We start from the raw sequence: 20,885 nt of genomic DNA on the forward strand, positions 1-20,885 counted from the left end.
TCGCCCAGGCTCGCCGCCAAAGGGGTTCAGCGCTTATAATCGCCGGTTCTTGTAGTGCTGTCGGGCTGAACCTGCGGCCCGAAAACTGGACCCCTTAATGTTACGAATCACCGAACTCAAGCTGCCGATCGATCATCCGGAAGAAGACCTGCGCGTTGCGCTCTTGAAGCACCTGGGTATCGACAGCGGCGAACTGCTGGACTTTACCCTCTTCAAGCGCAGTTACGACGCGCGCAAAAAGTCTTCCGAGCTGTGCTTCATCTACACCATCGACTTCCAGGTCAAGGATGAAGAGGCACTGTTGCGCAAGCTGGCCAACGACCGCCACGTCGGCCCGGCACCTGATGTCAGCTACAAAGTCGTCGGTCACGCTCCCGAGGGGCTGACAGAGCGCCCGATCGTCGTGGGTTTCGGGCCCTGCGGTATCTTTGCCGGGCTGCTGCTGGCGCAGATGGGCTTCAAGCCGATCATCCTCGAGCGCGGCACCGAAGTTCGTCAGCGCACCAAGGACACCTGGGCGCTGTGGCGCAAAAACGTACTCAACCCCGAGTCCAACGTGCAGTTTGGCGAGGGCGGTGCCGGGACCTTTTCCGACGGCAAGCTTTACAGCCAGATCAAGGACCCGAAATTCATCGGCCGCAAGGTGCTGCACGAGTTCGTGAAGGCCGGCGCGCCGGAAGAAATCCTCTATGTCAGCAAACCGCATATCGGCACGTTCCGCCTGACCGGTGTGGTCGAGAACATGCGCCATCAGATCGAAGCGCTCGGCGGCGAAGTGCGCTTTCAGCAGCGCGTGACCGACGTGATGATCGAGGATGGCCAATTGCTGGGCGTGCAGCTGGACAGCGGCGAACAGCTCGAGTCCCGGCACGTGATTCTGGCGCTGGGCCACAGTGCCCGTGACACCTTCCGCATGCTGCACGGCCGTGGCGTGTTCATGGAAGCCAAGCCGTTCTCGGTGGGCTTCCGCATCGAACACCCGCAATCGTTGATCGACCGCGCGCGACTGGGCAAATATGCCGGTCACCCGAAGCTCGGCGCAGCCGATTACAAACTGGTGCACCACGCCAGCAACGGCCGCTCGGTCTACAGCTTCTGCATGTGCCCTGGCGGCACGGTCGTGGCAGCCACGTCAGAGCCCGGCCGAGTGGTCACCAACGGCATGAGCCAATACTCGCGCAACGAGCGCAATGCCAACTCGGGCATCGTGGTCGGTATCTCGCCGGAACAGGACTACCCGGGCAGCCCGCTGGCCGGTATCGAATTGCAGGAGCGTCTGGAGTCTCACGCCTATCTGCTCGGCGGCAGCAGTTACGAGGCCCCTGCGCAACTGGTCGGCGACTTCATTGCCGGCAGGGCCTCGACAGCCCTGGGCAGCGTTGAACCGTCCTACAAGCCGGGCGTGAAGCTGGTGGACCTTGCCGAGGCCCTACCCGCCTTTGCCATCGAAGCCATTCGTGAAGCCCTGCCGGCATTCGACAAGCAGATCAAAGGCTTCTCGCTGCACGACGCCGTGCTGACCGGCATCGAAACCCGCACCTCGGCACCGCTGCGCATTACCCGCGGGCCGACTATGCAGAGCCTGAACACCAAAGGCCTTTACCCGGCCGGTGAAGGCGCTGGCTATGCGGGCGGGATTCTCTCGGCTGGCGTGGACGGCATTCGGGTGGCCGAAGCGCTGGTGCGGGACATGCTGGGGATCGAGGGCTGAGCCCAGGGTGACTATCGTTCCCGCGATCCGTGCGGGAATGTATTTCGTGACGCGCCGCGTCACACATAAAAGCTGCGGTTCACCGTCAGGATCGGACGCGGAGCGTCCAGAACTGCATGCCAACGCAGAGCATTGGTACGATATTCACGCGCCATGCCTGGCGCACCAATAAAAAACCCCGAGCATTGCGGCTCGGGGTTTTGCTGTGCGGTGTTGCAGATCAGTGGGTAACGCGGCTGGTGCCGTTGACGCTCATGATACGCACGCGCTCGCCGACCCGGAAAATCTCGTTTTCCTGAACCTGCTGCACGTAGGCACGCATGCTGCCGTCGTCCTCACGCACGGTGATCTCGACACCTTGCGTACGGGTCAGGCCTTCCTCGGTCGCCGAACCCAGCAAACCACCGGCCACTGCGCCGATCACCGCTGCCACGATACTGCCGCGACCACCGCCGATGGCGCTACCGCCCACACCACCAACGACTGCACCCGCCGCGCCGCCGATCGGGGTCTTGGTGCCCTCGATCTTGACCGGACGCAAGGATTCGATCGTCCCCATGCGAACTGTCTGTACGGTCCTGGCCTCGTCACGGGAGTAGGAATCACCGGTCAGATTCGAGGTACAGCCGCCCAGCGTCAGAGCCATGGCAGTGAACGAAGCAACCAGAAGAGCAGACTTGCGCATAAAAGGAATCTCCAGAGGAATCAGTGGCCATTAGACTACCCGACAAAGGTGCTGTCACGGCCCCGAGCCTGCAAATTAAATTGATTCAGGCCTCATACAGCCATAGCCCGTATAACGCTCAGACGATTGGCCAAACGAATAATTCAATCAGGGTGCAAGGCGCTCACGTGTCCATCTGTCGTCTATCAAACGATAGTTCAAACGGTCGTGAAGTCGACTGGAGCGACCCTGCCAGAACTCGATTCGCTCGGGCAAAAGACGATAGCCACCCCAGTGCTCGGGGCAGTGTGGCTGGGTGTCTGCGAAGCGTTGTTCCGTCTGTCTGATCAGGCCTTCCAGTTCGTCGCGATCCGCGATTACACGACTCTGTGGCGAGGCCCATGCCCCCAGACGACTGCCCAGGGGGCGCACCTGGTAATAAGCGTCGGACTCTTGCGCAGAGACTTTCTCGACCCGCCCCTCGATACGCACCTGGCGCTCCAGTGTCGGCCAGAAGAAAGTCATCGCGGCAAATGGACGGGCAGCCAGTTGCTGGCCCTTGGCGCTTTCGTAGTTGGTGAAAAACGTGAAACCCTGAGTGTCGAGGCCCTTGAGCAGCAAGACGCGGCAATGTGGACGTCCTTCCTCATCAACCGTCGCCAATGTCATGGCGTTAGCCTCGACAGGCGGCTGCTCGGTGTTCACCGCATCGGCGAACCATGCATGGAAGAGTGCAAAGGGCTCGTCCGGCGATTGCGCTTCGGTCAACCCGTCGCGCGTGTAATCACGGCGCATATCGGCCAGGGTCTGGGTCATGGTCTGGTTCCTGCGAGGGCACGGATCGACTCCACGCGAAGCGTCAGTGACGATCCGCGTGGGTGCTGACAGGCTTAGTTACTGGCCTGGCTGTCATCCTTCTTGGCGGGCGTTGTGCTCTTGGCCGGAGCCTTGGCCGCCGCTTTGGTCGCTGCCGGCTTCTTGGCCGCTGCGGTGGTCTTGGCTGGCGCGGCCTTCTTGGCGGTGCTGGCCTTGGCCGGTGCAGCTTTCTTGGCGGTGTCTTTCTTCGCAGCGGCTTTCTTGGCCGGTGCGGCGGCAGGTGCCGGAGCAACCGGCTTGACGTCCTGGGTAGCAACCATGGTCGGCGCCACTGGCGGCAGTGCATAGCGGCTCATCAGCGCGCGCATGGTGTCCTGCGGCGTCATGAGAATCTCGACCCGGCGGTTGAGCGCACGACCCTGCAGGCTGTCGTTGGCGGCGCGCGGCATCACCGCACCCATGCCACGCTGGCTGAGGCGGTTACGCTCCAGGCCACTGAGACGGAAAATCGCGGCAACCGACTGCGCGCGTTCCTGGCTGATCTTCTGGTTGGCGTCGGTAGGACCCGACGTGTCGGCATGACCGAGAATCAACACGGCAGTTTTCTGATCGCCTTCGACCACCTTGGCCAGACGGGTGATCGGACCCAGCGTGTTGGGCAGCAGCATGGCTGGACGGTCAGGGTTGAACGAGCTGTCGACTGGCGCGGTGATTGCCAGCAGGTCTTCGCGGCGCTCCAGCTGGAACGGGCTGTCCTTGATTGCAGCGCGCAGGCGCGGCTCGTACTCGTCCAGCCACGCCTGGGTCACTTTCGGATCAGGCATCGGCAGCGCTTTAGGCTCGTCCTTGGCGGAGTCGTTGCCAAACGGCCACCACCACTTGGTGTCGGTTTCCGACTTGGCGACCATCGACGGCGCCGCTGGCTTGGCTGCCGGTTTGTCGGCAACGGCATCAGGTTTGGCCTGAGCACTGTCGCTGGAGCCGAACGGCCAGTACCACGGCGCGCTGTTTTCAGCACCCGTCGCAGGTGGCGGCGTTGCAGCAGCCTTGGCAACCGGAGCGGGCGCCGGGCTCGGTGCCGGAGCCTTGGCAGCGGTGCCTGCGTCAGCGGACTCGCTGCCGGAACCGAACTGCCACCAATGGCCTCCGGTTGCAGCAGAGTCGGATTGTGGGGTTTGGGCACAGCCGGTCACGGCGATGCACAGGGCGAGAACGAGGCTTTTATTAGACGACATGGGTAACCCGCAACGGTTTTTGATCAGACAGAAGGACGTAACTACGCCGGTATAACATGCATAAAGATGCAGTTGGAAAAAGAAACCGTCGTACGGTTCCTGTTACAGCCATTTAACTGACAGTCGGTATGAAACAAGCACTTATAGCCGATACTTACTGCAAACACTCACGCAGAACCCCGACCAGTTTCTGAGCGCGTGGGTCCATCAGAATGTAGGGCCCCAACGTATTGGTAACGAAGCCAAAGGCAACCTCGTGATCGGGATCGGCAAACCCTACCGAACCGCCCGCCCCCGGATGGCCAAAGGCCTTGGGCCCCAGGCCGTAAGTCGCATTGGCAACGCCCGGCTGATCGAGCATGCAGCCCAGTCCCAGACGGGTCGAGGTCAGTAATGTCTTGTCCTGACCGAGGCTGTGTTCACGGGTCAGCTCGCTGAGCATGTCTGCTTCAAGCAGGCTGCCATCGAGCAAACCGTTATAGAAACCGGCAAGACTGCGCGCATTGCCGTGGCCGTTGGCCGCCGGTTGCTGCATGCGCCGCCACTCCGGCTTGTTGGTGCTGGTCATGATCGACGGCGGGTTGGTAAACGCCTTGGCGGTGATCGAAGCCGGCTCGCGCATCGTCGCCTGCAGCACGCGCTGGGCAGCGTCGTCACCGGCATTGCCTTTGCCACGCGCGATGTGGGCAACGCGATGAAACTGGTCATCGGCCAGGCCCACATGAAAATCCAGCCCCAGCGGGCGGGCAATACGCGCCGCAATGGACTCCCCCGGGCCTCGGCCATCGGCGCGGCGCAGCATCTCGCCCACCAGCCAGCCATAGGTGATCGCCGCATAACCATGCCCCTGGCCCGGGGTCCACCAGGGCTCTTCGGCTGCCAGGGCGGCGGTCATGGTGTCCCACTGGTAAAGCGCTTCGGCAGGCAACGGTTCACGCAACGCGGGCAGGCCGGCCTGATGGCAGAGCAATTGGCGAAGAGTGATAGAGGCCTTGCCCGCCGCGGCGAATTCGGGCCAGAGCCTGGCCACGGGTTCGTCCAGCTTCAACTTGCCCTCTTCGACCAGTTGCAGAACGGCCACGCTGGTGAAGGTCTTGGTGCAAGAGAACAGGTTGAGAATAGTGTCGGTGTGCCACGCCTCGGCACCGTCCTTGTCGGCGGTGCCCGCCCACAGATCGATGACGGTCTGGCCGCCGACCTGAATGCACAAGGCAGCGCCGCGCTCCTGAGGGTCGTCAAAGAGCGCCGCAAAGGCTTCACGTACTGCTTCGAATTGAAGTTCGTAATGACCCTGGATCTGCAACGGCTGACTCCTGACTGCAACATGAGCCTGGCGACAGGCTAAACGGCCCGTATTGTTTCAGTGATCGAGCGCTTTGGGAACAGATGTGAAATGCTCTTCATCTTTGGCTCACGTTATTTCCCGGCGGAACGGTGGCAGCGCATTGAGAATCGCCTTGCCATAGCGCTGGGTGACCACCCGCCGGTCCAGCAGCGTGATGGTGCCGCGGTCCTCTTCGGTGCGCAGCAAGCGGCCACAGGCCTGCACCAGACGCAACGAGGCATCGGGCACGGCGATCTCCATGAACGGGTTGCCGCCACGCGCTTCGATCCACTCGGCCAGCGCGGCCTCGACCGGGTCATCCGGCACCGCGAACGGGATCTTGGCGATGACCACGTGTTCGCAGTAGGCGCCGGGCAAATCCACACCCTCGGCGAAGCTGGCCAGCCCGAACAGTACGCTGGACTCGCCGCTGTCGACGCGTGCCTTGTGCTTGTTGAGGGTTTCCTGTTTGGACAGGTTGCCCTGAATGAACACCTGCTTGCGCCAGTCACGGTCCAGGCCGTCGAACACATCCTGCATCTGCTTGCGCGACGAATACAGCACCAGCGTGCCTCGCGAACCTTCCACCAGACCGGGCAGGTCGCGAATGATCGCGGCGGTATGCGCCACCGAGTCACGCGGGTCGGCCTTGAGGTCGGGGACGCGCAGCACGCCGGCATCAGCGTGATGGAACGGGCTTGGCACCACCGCGGTCACCGCCCCCTTGGGCAGGCCGGCGCGCATGCGATAGCGGTCGAACTTGCCCAGCGCGGTCAGGGTCGCCGAGGTGACCAGCGCTCCGTAGGCGATGTTCCACAAATTGCGACGCAGCATTTCCGCCGCCAGGATCGGGCTGGCATTGACCTCGATATCGAACATTGCACCGCTGTCGGCCAGGGTCAGCCAGCGCGCCATTGGCGGGCTGTCTTCCGGGTCTTCGGCGGTGAAGGCTGTCCACAATTCCCAGTTGCCATGCGCGCGAGCCAGCAGGCTGCCGAACAGCGGATACCATTCTTCGGCCTGATGGCTGGCGATGCCGATGTTGACCTCACCGTCCATGCCTTCCTTGAGCAGCTCGGTCAGGCGCGTGAACAGGTCGTCGAGGCGCGCGAAGCCCTTCTTGAGCTCGATGCCCATCTCGCGAATGTGCTCGGGAATCACGCCGCCGACAAAGCGGTGACGTGGACGCTCGCGGCCCTGCATGTCCTCACCGGCGCGGAAATCCGCCAGTTGCTCGCAGGCACCGAACATGAACTGCTGATGGCCCTTGATCTCGCGGGCCAGCTCCGGCACCTGCTCGATCAGCTTGCCCAGATCGCCGGGCAGCGGATGCTGGGCCAGCAGCTTGGCGAGGTTCTTGGCGGTCTGTTCCAGCCAGTCGGCGGTCGATTTCAATCGGGTGTAGTGGGCAAAGTGGCCGATGGCCTTGTCCGGCAGGTGATGACCTTCGTCGAAGACATACAGGGTGTCACGCGGGTCCGGCAGCACCGCACCGCCGCCCAGTGCCAGGTCGGCCAGCACCATGTCGTGGTTGGTGACAATCACATCGACCTTGCCCATGCCTTCACGCGCTTTATAGAAGGCGCACTGCTGAAAGTTGGGGCAGTGCCGGTTGGTGCACTGGCTGTGATCGGTGGTCAGACGCGCCCAGTCCTGATCGGCGAGTTCCTGCGGCCAGCTGTCGCGATCGCCGTCCCACTTGTTGCCCGCCAGCTTCTGCAACATGCTGGTGAAAAGCTTCTGGCTGGCCTCATCGACTTCGATCTTGAAGCCTTCTTCCTCGAACAGCTGCGCGGTCGCGTTGGTCGCGTCACTTTCCTGCAGCAATGCGTCGAGCTTGGACAGGCACATGTAACGCCCGCGCCCCTTGGCCAGGGCGAAGGTAAAATTCAGACCGCTGTTGCGCATCAGGTCCGGCAGGTCCTTGTAGACGATCTGCTCCTGCAGGGCGACGGTCGCGGTGGCGATCACCAGCCGCTTGCCTGCCGCCTTGGCGGTGGGGATCGAGGCGATCGCGTAAGCCACGGTCTTGCCGGTACCCGTTCCGGCTTCGACGGCCACTACCGCAGGATCGCCCGAACGACGGCCCTCTTCATCGGTGTCAATGTCCCCCAGCACCTTGGCGACTTCAGCGATCATCAATCGCTGGCCATAGCGTGGCTTGAGGCTCTTGGCTTCGAGGAAACGCGAGTAAGCGCCCTGGATCTGGGTTTTGAGTTCGGTACTGATCATTGGCTTCGGTTCGGGGGCACGGCTAAAAAGGCTGGATAAATTTTCAGTAGTTCTGAGTGGGCGCTATCATAGCGCGCTAAATCCATCCGCGCAGAACGGAGTGTCCGATGACCGCTTTTTCTACTGTCTATACGTTGCATCTGCTGGCTGCTCTGGTGTGGGTTGGCGGCATGTTTTTCGCCTGGATGGTGTTGCGCCCGGCAGTCATTGCAGCACTTGAAGGCCCTTCTCGCTTGAAAGTGTGGGTCCAGGTGTTTCCGCGCTTCTTTGCCTGGGTCTGGGCCGCGGTGGTGCTGCTGCCGATAACCGGCATCGGCATGATTCAGCTCAACTTCACCGGCTTTGAAACCGCGCCGCGTTATGTGCAGATCATGATGGGCCTATACGTCGTCATGGTTGCGCTGTTTTTGCGTATCCAGTCATTGCAACTGCCTGAGCTGCGTCGCGCCGTGGAAGCCGAACAGTGGGCCGAGGGCGCGGCAGCATTGGGCAATATCCGCCGCCTCGCCGGCATCAACCTGATGATCGGTCTGGCCGTGGTCATGCTCGCCGCTGCTCGTCCGGGCCTTTGAGGTAAAACGGAACATCACGGGGCACTGGCGGTGACACCGCGCACAGCTTGCGGGCGTTTTCCTGCCCGATCGGTCATCTTCTGCACCTGATATCCAAGGCATTCAACATCTTGAAACAGTTTGGCATGGGCTGTGCAAACGCTTGCGATCAGCAGTACGCGCCCACGAAAAGGAGCTTCAATGCCACAGCCGCCATTCACTCGACCCGCAACGCCCTCAAGATTTCTCATGCCTCTGCTGTTCGCCGCCGCCGCCGCGGCGCTGCCCTGTACCAGCGTCCTGGCAGCACCCGCCACCGCCGAAGACTCGGCGCAAGGCGAAGCACTCAGCCCGCCCGCCTCGCCCAAGGAAGGTAAAGGCGCGTATTTTTCAGACTGGTTCAACCAGGACCTGACGCTGATCGGCAGCAAGGACATCAGCTTCGGCCCCAAGCCCAACGATGACATCTACCTGGAGTACGAATACTTCGGCCGCAAAGGGCCGTTCGAGCTGTATGGCTATGTCGACGTACCGAAGATCCTCGGCATCGGCAACGATAATGACAAAGGCGTCTGGGACCACGGCTCGCCGCTGTTCATGGAGCACGAGCCACGCATCTCGATCGACTACCTCGCCGGGCGCAGTCTGGCCGTCGGGCCGTTCAAGGAATGGTACGTCGCCTTCGACTGGATCTATGACCACGGCAGCAATACGGCCAACCGGGCCAACACCCTGTACAGCGGCCTGGGCACTGACATCGATACCCACTCGCGGGTCAATCTGTCAGCCAACTTCTATGGCCGCTACCAGTGGGAGAACTACGGCGCCAGCAACGAGTACTCGTGGGACGGCTACCGCGCGCAGCTCAAATACATCGTACCGATCAGCACCTTCGATAACGGTGCGTCGCTGACCTACATCGGCTTCACCAACTTCGATTTCGGCTCGGACCTCAAGAACGATCCGGCACGCACCGGCAACTCCACGGTCGCCACCAATGTGCTGCTTTATGCCTTCACGCACCTGCGCTTCACCCTGGTTGGCCGCTACTTCCACAACGGCGGCAACTGGCAGGACGGCAGCGAGCTGAACTTCGGCGATGGCAACTTCCGCGCGCGCTCCGATGGCTGGGGCTATTACGCAGGCGTGGGTTACCAGTTCTGAACCTTATTATGACGACAGGAGTTTTCATGAAACACACCACTCGCAACACGCTCTGCGCCACGCTGGCACTGCTCAGCCCGGCTGTCTGGGCGGCTACCGCACCGGTGGCACCGGTCACACCCAAGGTCATGCTGATCGCGATGTTTGCGCCCGAAGCACAGAACTGGATCGACCGGCTGCACCTGACCAAGGAAATCCAGGTGCCCGGCCTTGCCGCCGAGTACCCGGCCATACGCTGCAATGATCAGGACGTGTGCCTGCTGGTCACCGGCATGGGCCAGACCAACGCTGCGGCATCGACCCTGGCGCTGGCCCTGTCGCCGCAATTCGACCTGCGCAAGACGTACTTCATTGTCGCGGGCATTGCCGGCATCAACCCGCACCGCGGCACACTCGGCACCACGGCCTGGGCGCATTATCTGGTGGAGTTCGGCACGCAGTGGGAAATCGACTCCCGCGATGTGCCCAAGGAATGGCCGACCGGTTATCTGGGCATCAACACCAAGGGCCCGAACGAGAAGCCGCCACTGGATTACAAGACCGAAGTCTTCGAGCTCAACCCCAAGCTGCAGGCCAAGGCGTTTGCCCTATCGCACAAGGTGACGCTCAGCGAGAGCAAGGAATCCGCCGCGTGGCGCGTCAAATACCCTTATGCGCCGGCCAACCAGCCGCCGCAGGTCACGCAGTGCGACACGCTGGCGGGCAATACCTGGTTTTCCGGGACGCGTCTGAGCGAGCGTGCGGAAGTCTGGACCAAGCTGCTGACCGACGGTAAAGGCGAGTATTGCACCACCCAGCAGGAGGATAACTCCACCTACGAGGCTCTGTTGCGAGCGAGCAAGGCCGGCAAGGTCGATGTCAATCGCCTGGCTGTCGTACGTGCGGGCTCCGACTTCGATCGTCCGTATCCGGGTTACAGCGAGGTGGACAACCTGCTCAAGTACGCCGATCAGGGTGCCTTCGTCCCGGCGCTGGAAAACCTCTACCGCACCGGTAACCCGCTGGTGCAGGCGATTGTCGGCGACTGGAAGAATTGGGAAAAAGGCGTACCGCAATAATATGATGTGAAGCGATTCGCGACTGTCCGGATCATGGCCTTGCACCTGATCCGGACATCTCGCAGATTACAGACGTTGCAGGATCAACGCGCCTGCCGGTCCTGGAGCACCTGGCAGACCGGGCTCACCCTGTCTGCCAGCCTTGCCGCCTTCAGCGCGGTAGACGATACAGCCCTTGGACGCACCGCCCTTGCCTGCCTTGCCGCCTTCGCCAGCCTTGCCCGCTGCGCCACCCGCGACATTCACCTTGATGCGTTCGGCCGGATAGCTCTGTGGCAATTCGAGACGAACCTGCGCGCCCGCAGCACCATCGTGGCCATTGCCGCCGCTGTCGCCGTTATAACCACGCCCGGCCTGGCCCCAGGTGCAACCAGGGTCTTCGCCCGTGCCGCCGTCCAGCCCGGCATAGCCTGGGCTGCCTGCACCACCGCGGGCGTCAATCGACAGCTCTTCGGCATCCAGGCTCTGCAGGCGCAGGGTCAGGTTGCGTCCAGGCCGTGCCGGTTTCTCGAACGTACCCGGCGCGCCCCGTGCGGTGATCTGGCTGCCGGTGCCGAACTCACCATGCAGCACCACCATATTGAACGCCTGCACGCCAGGGACGATGGCAATTCGCGCTTCGTGCCCCAGCACCAGCTCGCCAATCTTCACATCATCGATACCGGCCGGGATCAGCAGAGTGCCGTAATCGGCCACTTCAAGGCGCTCGACCTGCAGAACGCTGCTGTTGCCAGGCAGACGCATCAGCGAGTGCGGTGCAACGATAATTGCCTGGGCCATGGCCAGAGGGCTGAACAATGCTGCCAGCAGAACGAGCTTACGCATGAGTGTGTCCCCTGACCGGACGGCCGATGGATTGAACGTGAAAGATGCCGAACAGGATGATTTTGCCCCGGTCGCGCCACGGATGCCGGCGACCGCGCAGGCTGCCGTTGAACAGGATCAGTTCCAGCAAATGAGTCAACAGCAGTACCGCGCCGGCCATGTCGATCATCACGCCAAGCGGGCTGGGCGCCTCAATCGCCGCGTTGACCAGCACCACCAGCCAGAAGCCCAGCATCAATATCTTTCCCAGCCCCCAAAACACCTTCATTGCCTGCCCACCCCTTGTCATGATCCGTTACGAAATTGCAGTCTTCGCATGCTTTTCGTCGCCGCACAGTAGACGTGCTGTACGCCGAATATGCCAGCGGTGTGTTGAAAAAGATCAAGCATAGATCGTTGTCGTGCATCTGTGGACACCGGCCTTGGACTGACGGCTGTTCAGAGCCGGCCCGGCAGGCTAGTCTTGTTCGTCAACCAGAGGACTTTCAATGACCGTCGGCTACTCGAACCGTACGCCCCAACAAGCGCTGGCCGCCCTGCTCGATCGCTATGCGCCGCAACGCCTGCTGTTGATCGGCGCTCAGGCGTTCCCGGCGTTGCAAGCCTTTCAGGAGGCCCACCCGCAGACCGAGGTGGCGCTGGCCGAACCCGGTGCGCTGCCTGCCCATCTGGCGGCGCAACGTTTCGATCTGGCGCTGGTGGTCGATTGTCTGGAACACATCCCCAAGCGCACTGGCCTGGAACTGCTGGGTGGCATCCGCAACCTCAACGCCAGCCGCATCGCGGTGCTTGCCGATTTGCAGGCCTGCGGTTGGCAGGAGACCGATTTTTTCTCGCTGGCGCTGCAATGCAGCGAACGCTTCGCCCGCGACGAGCAGGTGCTGAACCTGTTTACGTACGACTTGCGTGAGTACAAACAGGTGCCCGACTGGTTGAACGCGAAGTACTGGGCCAACCCGGAGAATTTTGGAAAGTATTGGTGGTGACCCTTTGAATATAAAGGGCTTACCCAAACATGACTAGCAACGTCAATATGCCAGTGCAGGGCCAACTGTCACCAGCCTCGTCACCAACGACCCGATCAGCACCTTTCCATCTGGCATTACAGGCGCTCAGGGATCTACTACCTAAGGGTATGTCCAATGGGCTGCTCTGCCCGTAGCCTTACCCTCTCTCTTGGATCTACCGATAGGCAGACGCAGACCGCCATGCCATTCTCCAAGGACATCCTCTTGTTTACATCCCCTATAAGGGAAACGGTTGCTCCGGCGTCTATGAGTCACTTCAAGATAGCCTGATGCAACGTGCCCAAATCCTGAAGCTCATCAACGAAGAGTTGCGGATACCGGGCCGTCAACGCTCGAAGCACAACTGGCTGCTCGACCACGGTGCGGTAGACCCAGTTACGACCAAGCTCATGGGTCTAGGCGAACGTAATATAGATTGGACACCGCTTTACGTTTGCGTGGAACCCGATCCATCCGCCGAGCCACTCAAGCACTGCGACATGCTGACTTTGAGCAGGCAAGCAAGGCACACCCACTTTACCTACAAAGCCTGGAGCCCAGCCGGGCAGAAGCATTGAATGCATGGGTACCGCCATACGTGTCTTTTCCACCCATCGTACAACCAGATATAAACACGGACATAATGATGCTGATTCGAAGTCATTCTCTGCCAGCGCTTAATCTTGTCGATACGGCAATGACTGTATCAGGCGTAGAGCACCCTTCTGAAACAAGACGATTACCCGACAACTCCATATTTAAATACACCCCTTCGAGGGTGATGTTAAATAAGCTAGAAAACCTGGTTCAAAAGCTAAAAGACCCAGACTGCGAACTGGAAGGCAGCCTTCTTGAGCTCCTCAGTTTGGTAATTGTTAAAGATGACGACTGGCCCAAAAACGCTTTTCTGGTGTGGAAGCATTATCCTGATACCACGCCGTGTGCGGTCTTCAGACCCGACGAGGAAAAAAGCCGGGGAAACTACGATACGCTATCAGAAGAGCAAAAATTTCAGTGCATTGAGGTGTGCCGTGAAGGCAAAGAGACATACACAGTAAGTCAAAGGGAAAAAAAATGGGAGAGCTCGGGAGAAGACGCTTTCTTTAGAGTTATGCTTGCTGTCAAGGCGGATGCACCGACAGATACCATAAGCCCTAAGCAAGCTACGGAATTTAAGGAGCAGCTGTACAAAAACTTACTTAATCAGTACGACTCTATAAGTACATCTATTCAACCTGGCGCTTCACCTCTTATGTCACTCGATCACGTCAACCCTGCAAGGGCCCCGCTACAGGTAAATAACCCTCCCATTCAACTGAAGTGCAACCCCAGATGGGCCAATCCTGAAACAAGGCCAGCGTGTAAGTATTCACCTGTCAAAGTCTCTGAATCAACGAGCAAGGAGACCATGGACAGTATGCAGGCCGTGCTTGACAATCGGATAAACGAATGCAGGAAACTGGCCATGGACCGAGCCATTCCGGGAGACGGCAGTTGGTTCTCGTTTATAAGAGGGCCTCAACTGCACGAGCCACATCTTAATAAAGCTACTGTTCCTGCTTTTGTTATAAGCGGCGGCAGCGCGCATAAGCTGGCGGCAGAGCTTACCAAAGACTATAGCTTGGCATGGCATCCCAAAAACATGCGTGGGGCGCGTGGGCGGCGGGCGGAACCTATCTATCTTCTTGTTCATAAAATGGATTACCCGACCTACGCTTCCACGATGAAAGAGGTGATCGAACACTATCCGAATCTGCATATTATTGGCTGGGATGGTGGAGGTTTGACAGGTTTTGGTGCCGCTCGAGCAGCGGCCTTGGCCTTTGCCGATACGCTGCCCTACCGCCCTGAGCGGATAATGATGATCGACCAGGATGTCGTGAAGACAGAACAGACCAGGCACACGAATCCAATCATTAAAAACAAGGTGGAAAGTCTGCACCAAACGATAGAGCAGCCTATCGTGGGCTACGGTGTCGGCTACCCGACGCGACAAGCAACGCCTTCACCCTTCAGCAAGACACCCACGCCCAGACCTTCGGATCTGGATGGCCCAGCTGAGCAGTTTGTGTCCATTCGCGCCCCCTTCCTCCGAGAAGGAGATGGCATCTACCCCCCTTACATGGTGGCCGGCGGAGAAGACATGCTAATGAGTAAGCAATTGAAGTTGAGTAACGATCACCGTAACGTAGCTTTGCAGCAAGAAATGATTATTAAAAAGGAACTAGAAGGGCCTGCAGACAGGCCGAACCCTTACTGGGATAAGGGTCGAATCAATACTCTAAAAGCACTCTTCGATGCTGAAAAAAATATAATGATTGAATTTGAAGGTCAACACATCAACCTTGACACCCTCTTGAGGAAATTTGAAGCCAATGGCTGGATCTCTTCACATCCAAGTGACGAATCCTATAATGTGGCAGCCTGTATCGTCGAGCGAATCATCTTGCGTTTAAGCAATGATTTGGCGCGTAAAAATATTCAACACCCATCAGTATCTTCTTCCTCCAACTCACTCAAGACGGGTGAATCGCGTCCTGTATCGTGAGCGCATCAGCGAAGTGTATGTTCATATGAGTATCTTGTTGAGGTGCGCCTGTAGCTGAATCACGCGCGCGTCGTTACAACAACTTTTTGTCAGAAATCATTGCCTTTCTTTTTTGAAAATACGTTAAGGAATTTGAATGAAAATCCAGAACAACCTGGGTGTGTACGCGCCTGCCCAGCCCTCAACCTCGGGCATCGAAAAATCTCAAACGTCTAACGCGTTGATGGACGTATATCCCAAGAAAGACTTCAAGGTCGTTCCGTCAAATATTCATATGGTCTGGGTCGGTTCTCAACCCGGCGACAAACAGCAAGAGTATGTACGCCAATGGGCAAAAAAAAATCCGGATTGTACCGTCATGCTATGGGTTGATGCCTCGCAGTTCAAAGCTTACGAAACCAATAAAATCACTCGGCAGCAAGCAGAGAACGTGTTCCCGGAGTATCAGTCAGAGAAGCTGATGCGTGGTCTGTTCAGTCAACTTGAGACGACGCTTGATACGTCCGGCAGCGTGTCGAATCTAAGCGCACAAAAACAGGCTCTGAGTGAATTGAACAAAGAACTCCTGGCCGAAGGTAATGAGTCCTTGAAGCAAAACGTGCTACCTCACGCCGCGGAAGTGACCTTACATAATGCACGATTGGCACTGGCCGCGTTCAAAGAACACACCGCCAGGCATGATGATAATTTTTTTCAGGCTGAGAGGATTATTCTAGACCAAACCGTCAAGTCATGGGATCGACTGACAACAAATGCAACCCGTGACGTTGTCACGTTGAATGAGTTGCAGAAAAAATTCCAGGGTATTAAAAACGTTCAGATTCGCGATTTGAGCAATTCGAAAGACATCCGACTCAAGAACAAGGACGCTTATCAGCACGAAATCATCGGGCGTAATGGTGCCTACCCAGCCGCATCCGACATTGCTCGTTACGAGATATTGCACGAATACGGAGGTGTGTATGCAGATATCGATCTGGAGTGCATGCGGCCGCTAAGTGGAGTATTGCACGCGCACCCGGACCTAATGTTAGTAGGTTTGGCGCAAGCCAAGAGCGAGGCGTCCGGTAGCACGACCCCCTATTTTGCGAACGCGTTACTTGCGGCACACCCTGGCAGTAAAATGCTTTCCGACTTTATCGATAAAATAGGTGAGGACTACAAACGTCTGAAAGGCAATGAGTTCAGAGGGGATCGGTATTTCAGTCGTCCTAATAAAAGCACGATTGAAGCGACCGGCCCTAACGGATTGCGCGGTCACGTCGATGCGGTAATACGTAAGGCGCAGGGGCTGTCATCGTTGATGCGTGACGACGCGGTGTCGTTATCGGAACGTATCTGGGGGCAGGATCTATCTCAAAACAAAGACTTCTGGTCATCGTTGAAGACGCACTTCAATTTCCCGGAAAACTACGTGAATTTTGAAACTGACGAGCAACAGAATAGTGCTACCAAGGCCATGGCCGGGGGGGTGACAAAACAGGCTAGCGCAGCACAAAAAACCTCATTGCAAAACACGATAGTTATCTCTGGAGTACACAAGAGTGTTTCAACAGAGCGAACAGTGACCACTGAAAAGGTCGCAAGCTTGATTCTAAAAAAAGTCCAGGAAAAACGACAAGCTGGCAAGCCAGTCATCATCTTCGTTTCCGGACCTTCGGCGTCCGGAAAGTCAACGCTGACTAAAGCGCTGGAACAAGCAGAGTTGACATTTGAGTCGATCAAAACTGACCACTTCTTGAAGTCTTTCTCGGAGCTGAGTAAGCACCCAGGCAATCGAGGTCCAGTGACAGACTGGGCGGTCGTTCACGGGCATGTCGACTCGTTCAACAGAGAGCTGGCAACGCGAGTGATGGACAATATATTGAGTGGCAAAGGCGCCACTTACAGCCTGCCGAGCACCTATCGCGAGGGGGTTATGATTGGAGGCTTTCCGCGAGGGGAGCGCGATTCTGATGGACCCTATAAAGAAATTAGATTGCCTGTCTGTGACACTTATTTAATTGAAGGCATCTGCACACCTCATTTGATCAAGGATGCGGCGCATGTCGTAGTGCGCCTCGACTGTGAGTTCGAAGAAACAGTTAAAAGACGAGCTAATCGTGGTCACGATGAGTCGATTCCGGCCGAAGTCAAGGTAGCTGAAGACAAAGGCCAGTATTTAGCATTCCAACAGGCAATGAACCAACTGGAGATTAGACCTGACATTCATCTGGACTCATCCGGAATGAATCCTGGACAGTTTCGCTTATTCAGAAATTCATAACGAAATTTTGGTCCTGCAACAAAAAAGGCGTCCCGAAAGACGCCTTTTTTTCAGCACCCCAATTGACACCCTGCCGGCTGCCTGTCTGGTCTGTGTGGTTGCCCATCTGGTCTTGTGGCTTTACGGGCACCTCAAACGGCCTTGACGAAAAATACAGAATATTTGGGAGTGATCACCTAATTGCTTCTACTCCCGTGTGCCCTCGCGCAGGTCCGCGCGGGCTAATAAGGCCCCCAAGAAGGCGACCCAATGGGCACCTTAGAGACTCGCCAACTGTCACCAACGCTGTCACCATGTCGTCACCAGAAACCTTGAGGTCCCCTATGAACCCCACTACGCCAGGGCCTCCATCAGTCGTCTCTCGGTTCTGGGGCCAACCCGGAGAATTTTGGAAAATACTGGTGATGAATCATGAGTAGTGCTATTTGCCCGTGCGGCAGCGGTGATCTGTTGCTGGCCTGTTGCGGCCATTATCACGCTGGCCAGCCTGCGCCGTGTGCGGAAAAGCTGATGCGCTCACGTTACAGCGCTTACGTGCTGGGACTGACCGATTATCTGGTGGAATCCACGCTGCCGGTGCAGCAAAGCGCACTGGACCGTGAAGCCATCGCTCAGTGGAGCGCGCAAAGCACCTGGCTGGGGCTGGAGGTGGAAAGCGCGGAAGTGTTTGGCGGCAAGCCTGAGCATGCATTTGTGACCTTCACTGCTCGTTGGCACGATGGCAACGGCGAACACAGCCACAAGGAACGCTCGTCGTTCGTGCAGAATCAGGGCCGCTGGTACTTCATCGACTCCACCGTCCCCCTTAAAGCCGGCCGCAACGATGCGTGCCCGTGTGGCAGTGAGCAGAAATTCAAGAAGTGTTGCTCCGGGTATGTCGTTTGAGCGGGTCCTAAATCCGAACCGCACTGCCCACACTCGGTAGGGACGCAGAGCGTCCAGAACGGCATACGACGCAAAGCGTCCTGCGATAGTCGGGATTCTCGTTCCGCACGCGTCAGCAGTCAGGTCGGCGTGATGCCGCGATCAAAACTCCAGCTGTGCCGAAAACGCGACGGTGCGTGGGTCGCCCAGGTAGCTGCTGTTGAGCCAGTATTCTTTGTTGGTCAGGTTGCTGACGTTGACGCGCAGGGTCAGGTCGTTTTCTGCAAGGCGCAGGCGGTAGCGGGCTCCGGCGTCGAAGGTGGTGAAGGACGGCAGGTCGTTTTCGTTGCTTTGATCGGTGTATTGCTTGCCGGTGTAGAACGCCCCGCCGGTCATGGCCAGGCCTGGTACAGGGTTGATGTCGTATTCGGCATAGACCTTGGCCAGTTGCTTGGCGACGTTGGTTGGCACGTTGCCTTCATCCGCCGCGACACCGGTTTTCTTGATTTTCGGGTCGAGCAAGGTAAAGCCGCCCACCACGGTCAGTTCCGGGATGACCTTGCCGGTGACGCTGAATTCCAGGCCGTTGTTCTCCTGACGTCCGTCCACGACGTAGATGTTCGCGCCTGTGGTGTAGCCGTTGGGCTTCTCGATGTTGAACAGCGCCAGGGTCAGCAGGGTTTCGCCCAGTGTCGCCTTGGCACCGATTTCGTATTGTTCGCTGATTTCAGGCGCAAACGCCTGGCCGGCATTGGCGGTGCCGCCAGGCGCGACGCCGCCCGATTGCAGGCCTTCTATATACGTCGCGTAGGTGGTCAGCCACGGCAGCGGTTTATAGACCAGCGAGATGTTCGGCGAGGTCTTGCTCTCGTTGTAGGTGGTCTCGGTTTCGGCGGAACCGAACGCCTTGGCGTAGACGAACTCGTTGGCGTAGGTTTTGATCTGTGTGTTGGTCACACCCAGGATCGCCGACCACTGCTCATTGAAAGTAATGACGTCACCGATCAGGACGTTATTGCTTTCCGAACTGTTGGCCAAGCGCTGGGCGCCATGCCCGATGGAGTAAGACGGTTTACCGACCTGAGGCGTCTGGTCCAGCGGTATCGTGCCCACCGGCGAGGTGTATTGCGGGCCTGGCTGATCGGGCGTGTACGGAATGTGATCCTCGTACTGTTTCTGCCGTGAGGTATTGCCCTGATAGCCCACAGTGACCTTGTGACCGATAAAGCCGGTATCGAACGCCGCATCGAGGAACAGCGAACCGGTCTTTTCTTCGGTTTCAATCGGCGCGAAGGCATACAGCGGCTGCGAGTAAAGGCCCGCGCTGTAGACCGTCGGCCCGGTGTAGGTGTTCTCCGAGGTGTACTGCTGGGCAGCGAAGGCCGCGCGCAAGGTGAACGTGTCGTTCAAGCGCCACTTGGCACGCACGCCGGCCTTGTCGGACTCGTAATCGGAAAACGACCACTTCTGGCTGTAGAGCTTGTCGTTGTCCAGCGATGCCGCGCCGGGGCGCAGGGATTGGTCACCGAAATACCAGTAACTGGTCAGGCCGCGAATTTCGGTCTTCTTGTGCGAGGCGTCGAACTGCACCAGCAGGTCGTCGGACACGTTCCAGTCCAGCGCCAGGGAAATCATCTCGCGGCGACGCTTGTTCAGATCGACAGCGGTTTCGCCATCCTGAGTCAGCACATTGAGGCGATAGGCGAATTTGCCCTCGCTGTCGATCGGCCCGCCGAAGTCACCATGCAGGTAGTAATTCTCACCCCCGGCATTGCCCAGGGTGACGCTGTTGTAGCGTTGATAGGTCGGGCGCTTGAGCACGTAATTGACCAGCCCGCCCGGCGAGGCCGGACCATACAGGAAGCCGGTCAGACCGGTGATGACTTCCAACTGCTCCATCTCTTCCATGTAGTTGCTGCCGTCGGCACCGTTGGTGAAACGCAGGCCATCATTGGCGATGTTCAGGCTGCCCGCGCTGCTGAAGCCTCGAATGTTGACGGCACTGGCATAACCGGCGCTGGTCGGCGAGTACATCTGGGTGAACGGGTTGTGCTTGATGACATCGTCCAGCGAGGTGGCCTGGATGTTTTTCAGCAGCGCCTGAGGCGTTACGCTGATGGAATAAGGCGCGTCCTGCAGACGCATGCCACCCAGCGCGCCGACACTGCTGACGTTCTCGCTGCGATAACCTGCGGCTTCCGAGCCTTCGAGGGGCGTGCTGTTGGCGTTGATGTTCACGTCCGACAGGTTCAAGGCGTTCTGTTCCATGACCATCAGCGTGTACGTCCCGGCGCTGCTCTGCACCAGTTGCAGGCCGCTGCCACGCAGAGCCTCGCGCAAGGCCGTGGCCGCATCGAAATTGCCTTTCACCGCCGAGCTGGTCTTGCCGGCGACCAGCGCCGGGTCAAGACTCAATGCCAGGCCACCCTGGCTGGAGATCTGATTCAGCGTAGTGGCCATCGGGCCTGCGGGCAGATCATAGGCAACCACGCTGGCCTGCTGCGCCGCCATCGACAGCGGGCTGGTCAGAGGCGTGCACAGGGCGATCGCCACGGCCAACAGACTGGGACGCAGAAGGGTGTCTAACGAACGGGACATCGGGCAACTCCTGATGGAATAC

The 20,885-nt window shown here is 58.7% G+C and carries 17 protein-coding genes; 9 read left to right on the forward strand and 8 right to left on the reverse strand.

What is annotated here, in order from left to right; all coding sequences use genetic code 11:
- Window positions 1-97 precede the first annotated feature (97 nt).
- Window positions 98-1,711, forward strand: a complete 1,614-nt coding sequence (locus AC54XV_RS20090) for an NAD(P)/FAD-dependent oxidoreductase (RefSeq protein WP_003402342.1) — start codon at window positions 98-100, stop codon at window positions 1,709-1,711.
- A 220-nt stretch (window positions 1,712-1,931) separates the two neighbouring features.
- On the opposite strand, the gene AC54XV_RS20095 is transcribed toward AC54XV_RS20090, so the two are convergent.
- The 5 genes from AC54XV_RS20095 to dinG form a co-directional block, all read right to left on the reverse strand.
- Window positions 1,932-2,396, reverse strand: a complete 465-nt coding sequence (locus AC54XV_RS20095; protein WP_003314430.1) for an outer membrane lipoprotein — start codon at window positions 2,394-2,396, stop codon at window positions 1,932-1,934.
- 147 nt (window positions 2,397-2,543) lie between these two features.
- Window positions 2,544-3,191, reverse strand: a complete 648-nt coding sequence (gene pdxH, locus AC54XV_RS20100) for a pyridoxamine 5'-phosphate oxidase (RefSeq protein ID WP_003402338.1) — start codon at window positions 3,189-3,191, stop codon at window positions 2,544-2,546.
- 74 nt (window positions 3,192-3,265) lie between these two features.
- Entirely contained in the window at window positions 3,266-4,426 is a 1,161-nt protein-coding gene (locus tag AC54XV_RS20105) for an OmpA family protein (RefSeq protein ID WP_011268698.1), read from the reverse strand.
- A 154-nt stretch (window positions 4,427-4,580) separates the two neighbouring features.
- Window positions 4,581-5,729: an EstA family serine hydrolase gene (locus AC54XV_RS20110; protein ID WP_024661126.1), complete on the reverse strand. Its 1,149-nt coding sequence runs from the start codon at window positions 5,727-5,729 to the stop codon at window positions 4,581-4,583.
- A 108-nt stretch (window positions 5,730-5,837) separates the two neighbouring features.
- On the reverse strand, window positions 5,838-7,982 hold the full coding sequence (dinG, locus tag AC54XV_RS20115; RefSeq protein ID WP_003402334.1) for an ATP-dependent DNA helicase DinG: 2,145 nt from the start codon (window positions 7,980-7,982) through the stop codon (window positions 5,838-5,840).
- Window positions 7,983-8,089: 107 nt separating this feature from the next.
- Here dinG and AC54XV_RS20120 point away from each other — a divergent pair, with 107 nt between their 5' ends.
- The 3 genes from AC54XV_RS20120 (at window position 8,090) to AC54XV_RS20130 (ending at window position 10,755) form a co-directional block, all read left to right on the forward strand.
- The gene (locus tag AC54XV_RS20120; RefSeq protein WP_024661127.1) at window positions 8,090-8,554 is read left to right on the forward strand and encodes a CopD family protein; all 465 of its coding nucleotides are present in this window, start codon (window positions 8,090-8,092) and stop codon (window positions 8,552-8,554) included.
- Between the two features lie 180 nt (window positions 8,555-8,734).
- Complete coding sequence (locus tag AC54XV_RS20125; protein WP_496717184.1) at window positions 8,735-9,697, forward strand: nucleoside-specific channel-forming protein Tsx; 963 nt, start codon at window positions 8,735-8,737, stop codon at window positions 9,695-9,697.
- 26 nt (window positions 9,698-9,723) lie between these two features.
- Window positions 9,724-10,755, forward strand: a complete 1,032-nt coding sequence (locus AC54XV_RS20130; RefSeq protein ID WP_024661129.1) for a purine-nucleoside phosphorylase — start codon at window positions 9,724-9,726, stop codon at window positions 10,753-10,755.
- 66 nt (window positions 10,756-10,821) lie between these two features.
- On the opposite strand, the gene AC54XV_RS20135 is transcribed toward AC54XV_RS20130, so the two are convergent.
- Window positions 10,822-11,580, reverse strand: coding sequence for a hypothetical protein (locus tag AC54XV_RS20135; RefSeq protein WP_003418460.1), 759 nt, complete (start codon window positions 11,578-11,580; stop codon window positions 10,822-10,824).
- Window positions 11,573-11,848: a DUF1145 domain-containing protein gene (locus AC54XV_RS20140; RefSeq protein ID WP_024661130.1), complete on the reverse strand. Its 276-nt coding sequence runs from the start codon at window positions 11,846-11,848 to the stop codon at window positions 11,573-11,575. The genes AC54XV_RS20135 and AC54XV_RS20140 overlap by 8 nt, the downstream gene beginning before the upstream one ends.
- A 220-nt stretch (window positions 11,849-12,068) precedes the next feature.
- Here AC54XV_RS20140 and AC54XV_RS20145 point away from each other — a divergent pair, with 220 nt between their 5' ends.
- The 5 genes from AC54XV_RS20145 to AC54XV_RS20165 all read left to right on the forward strand — a co-directional run bounded on the left by AC54XV_RS20145 (window position 12,069) and on the right by AC54XV_RS20165 (window position 18,286).
- Window positions 12,069-12,566 carry a DUF6231 family protein gene (locus tag AC54XV_RS20145; protein WP_024661131.1) on the forward strand — a complete coding sequence of 166 codons (498 nt, stop codon included), beginning with the start codon at window positions 12,069-12,071 and terminating at the stop codon, window positions 12,564-12,566.
- A gap of 311 nt (window positions 12,567-12,877) precedes the next feature.
- Entirely contained in the window at window positions 12,878-13,165 is a 288-nt protein-coding gene (locus AC54XV_RS20150; protein ID WP_024661132.1) for a hypothetical protein, read from the forward strand.
- Window positions 13,166-13,230: 65 nt separating this feature from the next.
- The gene (locus AC54XV_RS20155; protein ID WP_496717185.1) at window positions 13,231-15,135 is read left to right on the forward strand and encodes a hypothetical protein; all 1,905 of its coding nucleotides are present in this window, start codon (window positions 13,231-13,233) and stop codon (window positions 15,133-15,135) included.
- 136 nt (window positions 15,136-15,271) lie between these two features.
- Complete coding sequence (locus AC54XV_RS20160) at window positions 15,272-17,401, forward strand: TcdA/TcdB catalytic glycosyltransferase domain-containing protein (protein ID WP_024661134.1); 2,130 nt, start codon at window positions 15,272-15,274, stop codon at window positions 17,399-17,401.
- Between the two features lie 411 nt (window positions 17,402-17,812).
- Entirely contained in the window at window positions 17,813-18,286 is a 474-nt protein-coding gene (locus AC54XV_RS20165) for a YchJ family protein (RefSeq protein WP_003402315.1), read from the forward strand.
- A 141-nt stretch (window positions 18,287-18,427) separates the two neighbouring features.
- Here AC54XV_RS20165 and AC54XV_RS20170 read toward each other — a convergent pair whose 3' ends face one another.
- Complete coding sequence (locus AC54XV_RS20170; RefSeq protein ID WP_024661135.1) at window positions 18,428-20,863, reverse strand: TonB-dependent receptor; 2,436 nt, start codon at window positions 20,861-20,863, stop codon at window positions 18,428-18,430.
- Window positions 20,864-20,885 lie beyond the last annotated feature (22 nt).

The sequence above is a fragment of the Pseudomonas fragariae (ex Marin et al. 2024) genome (assembly GCF_059621105.1).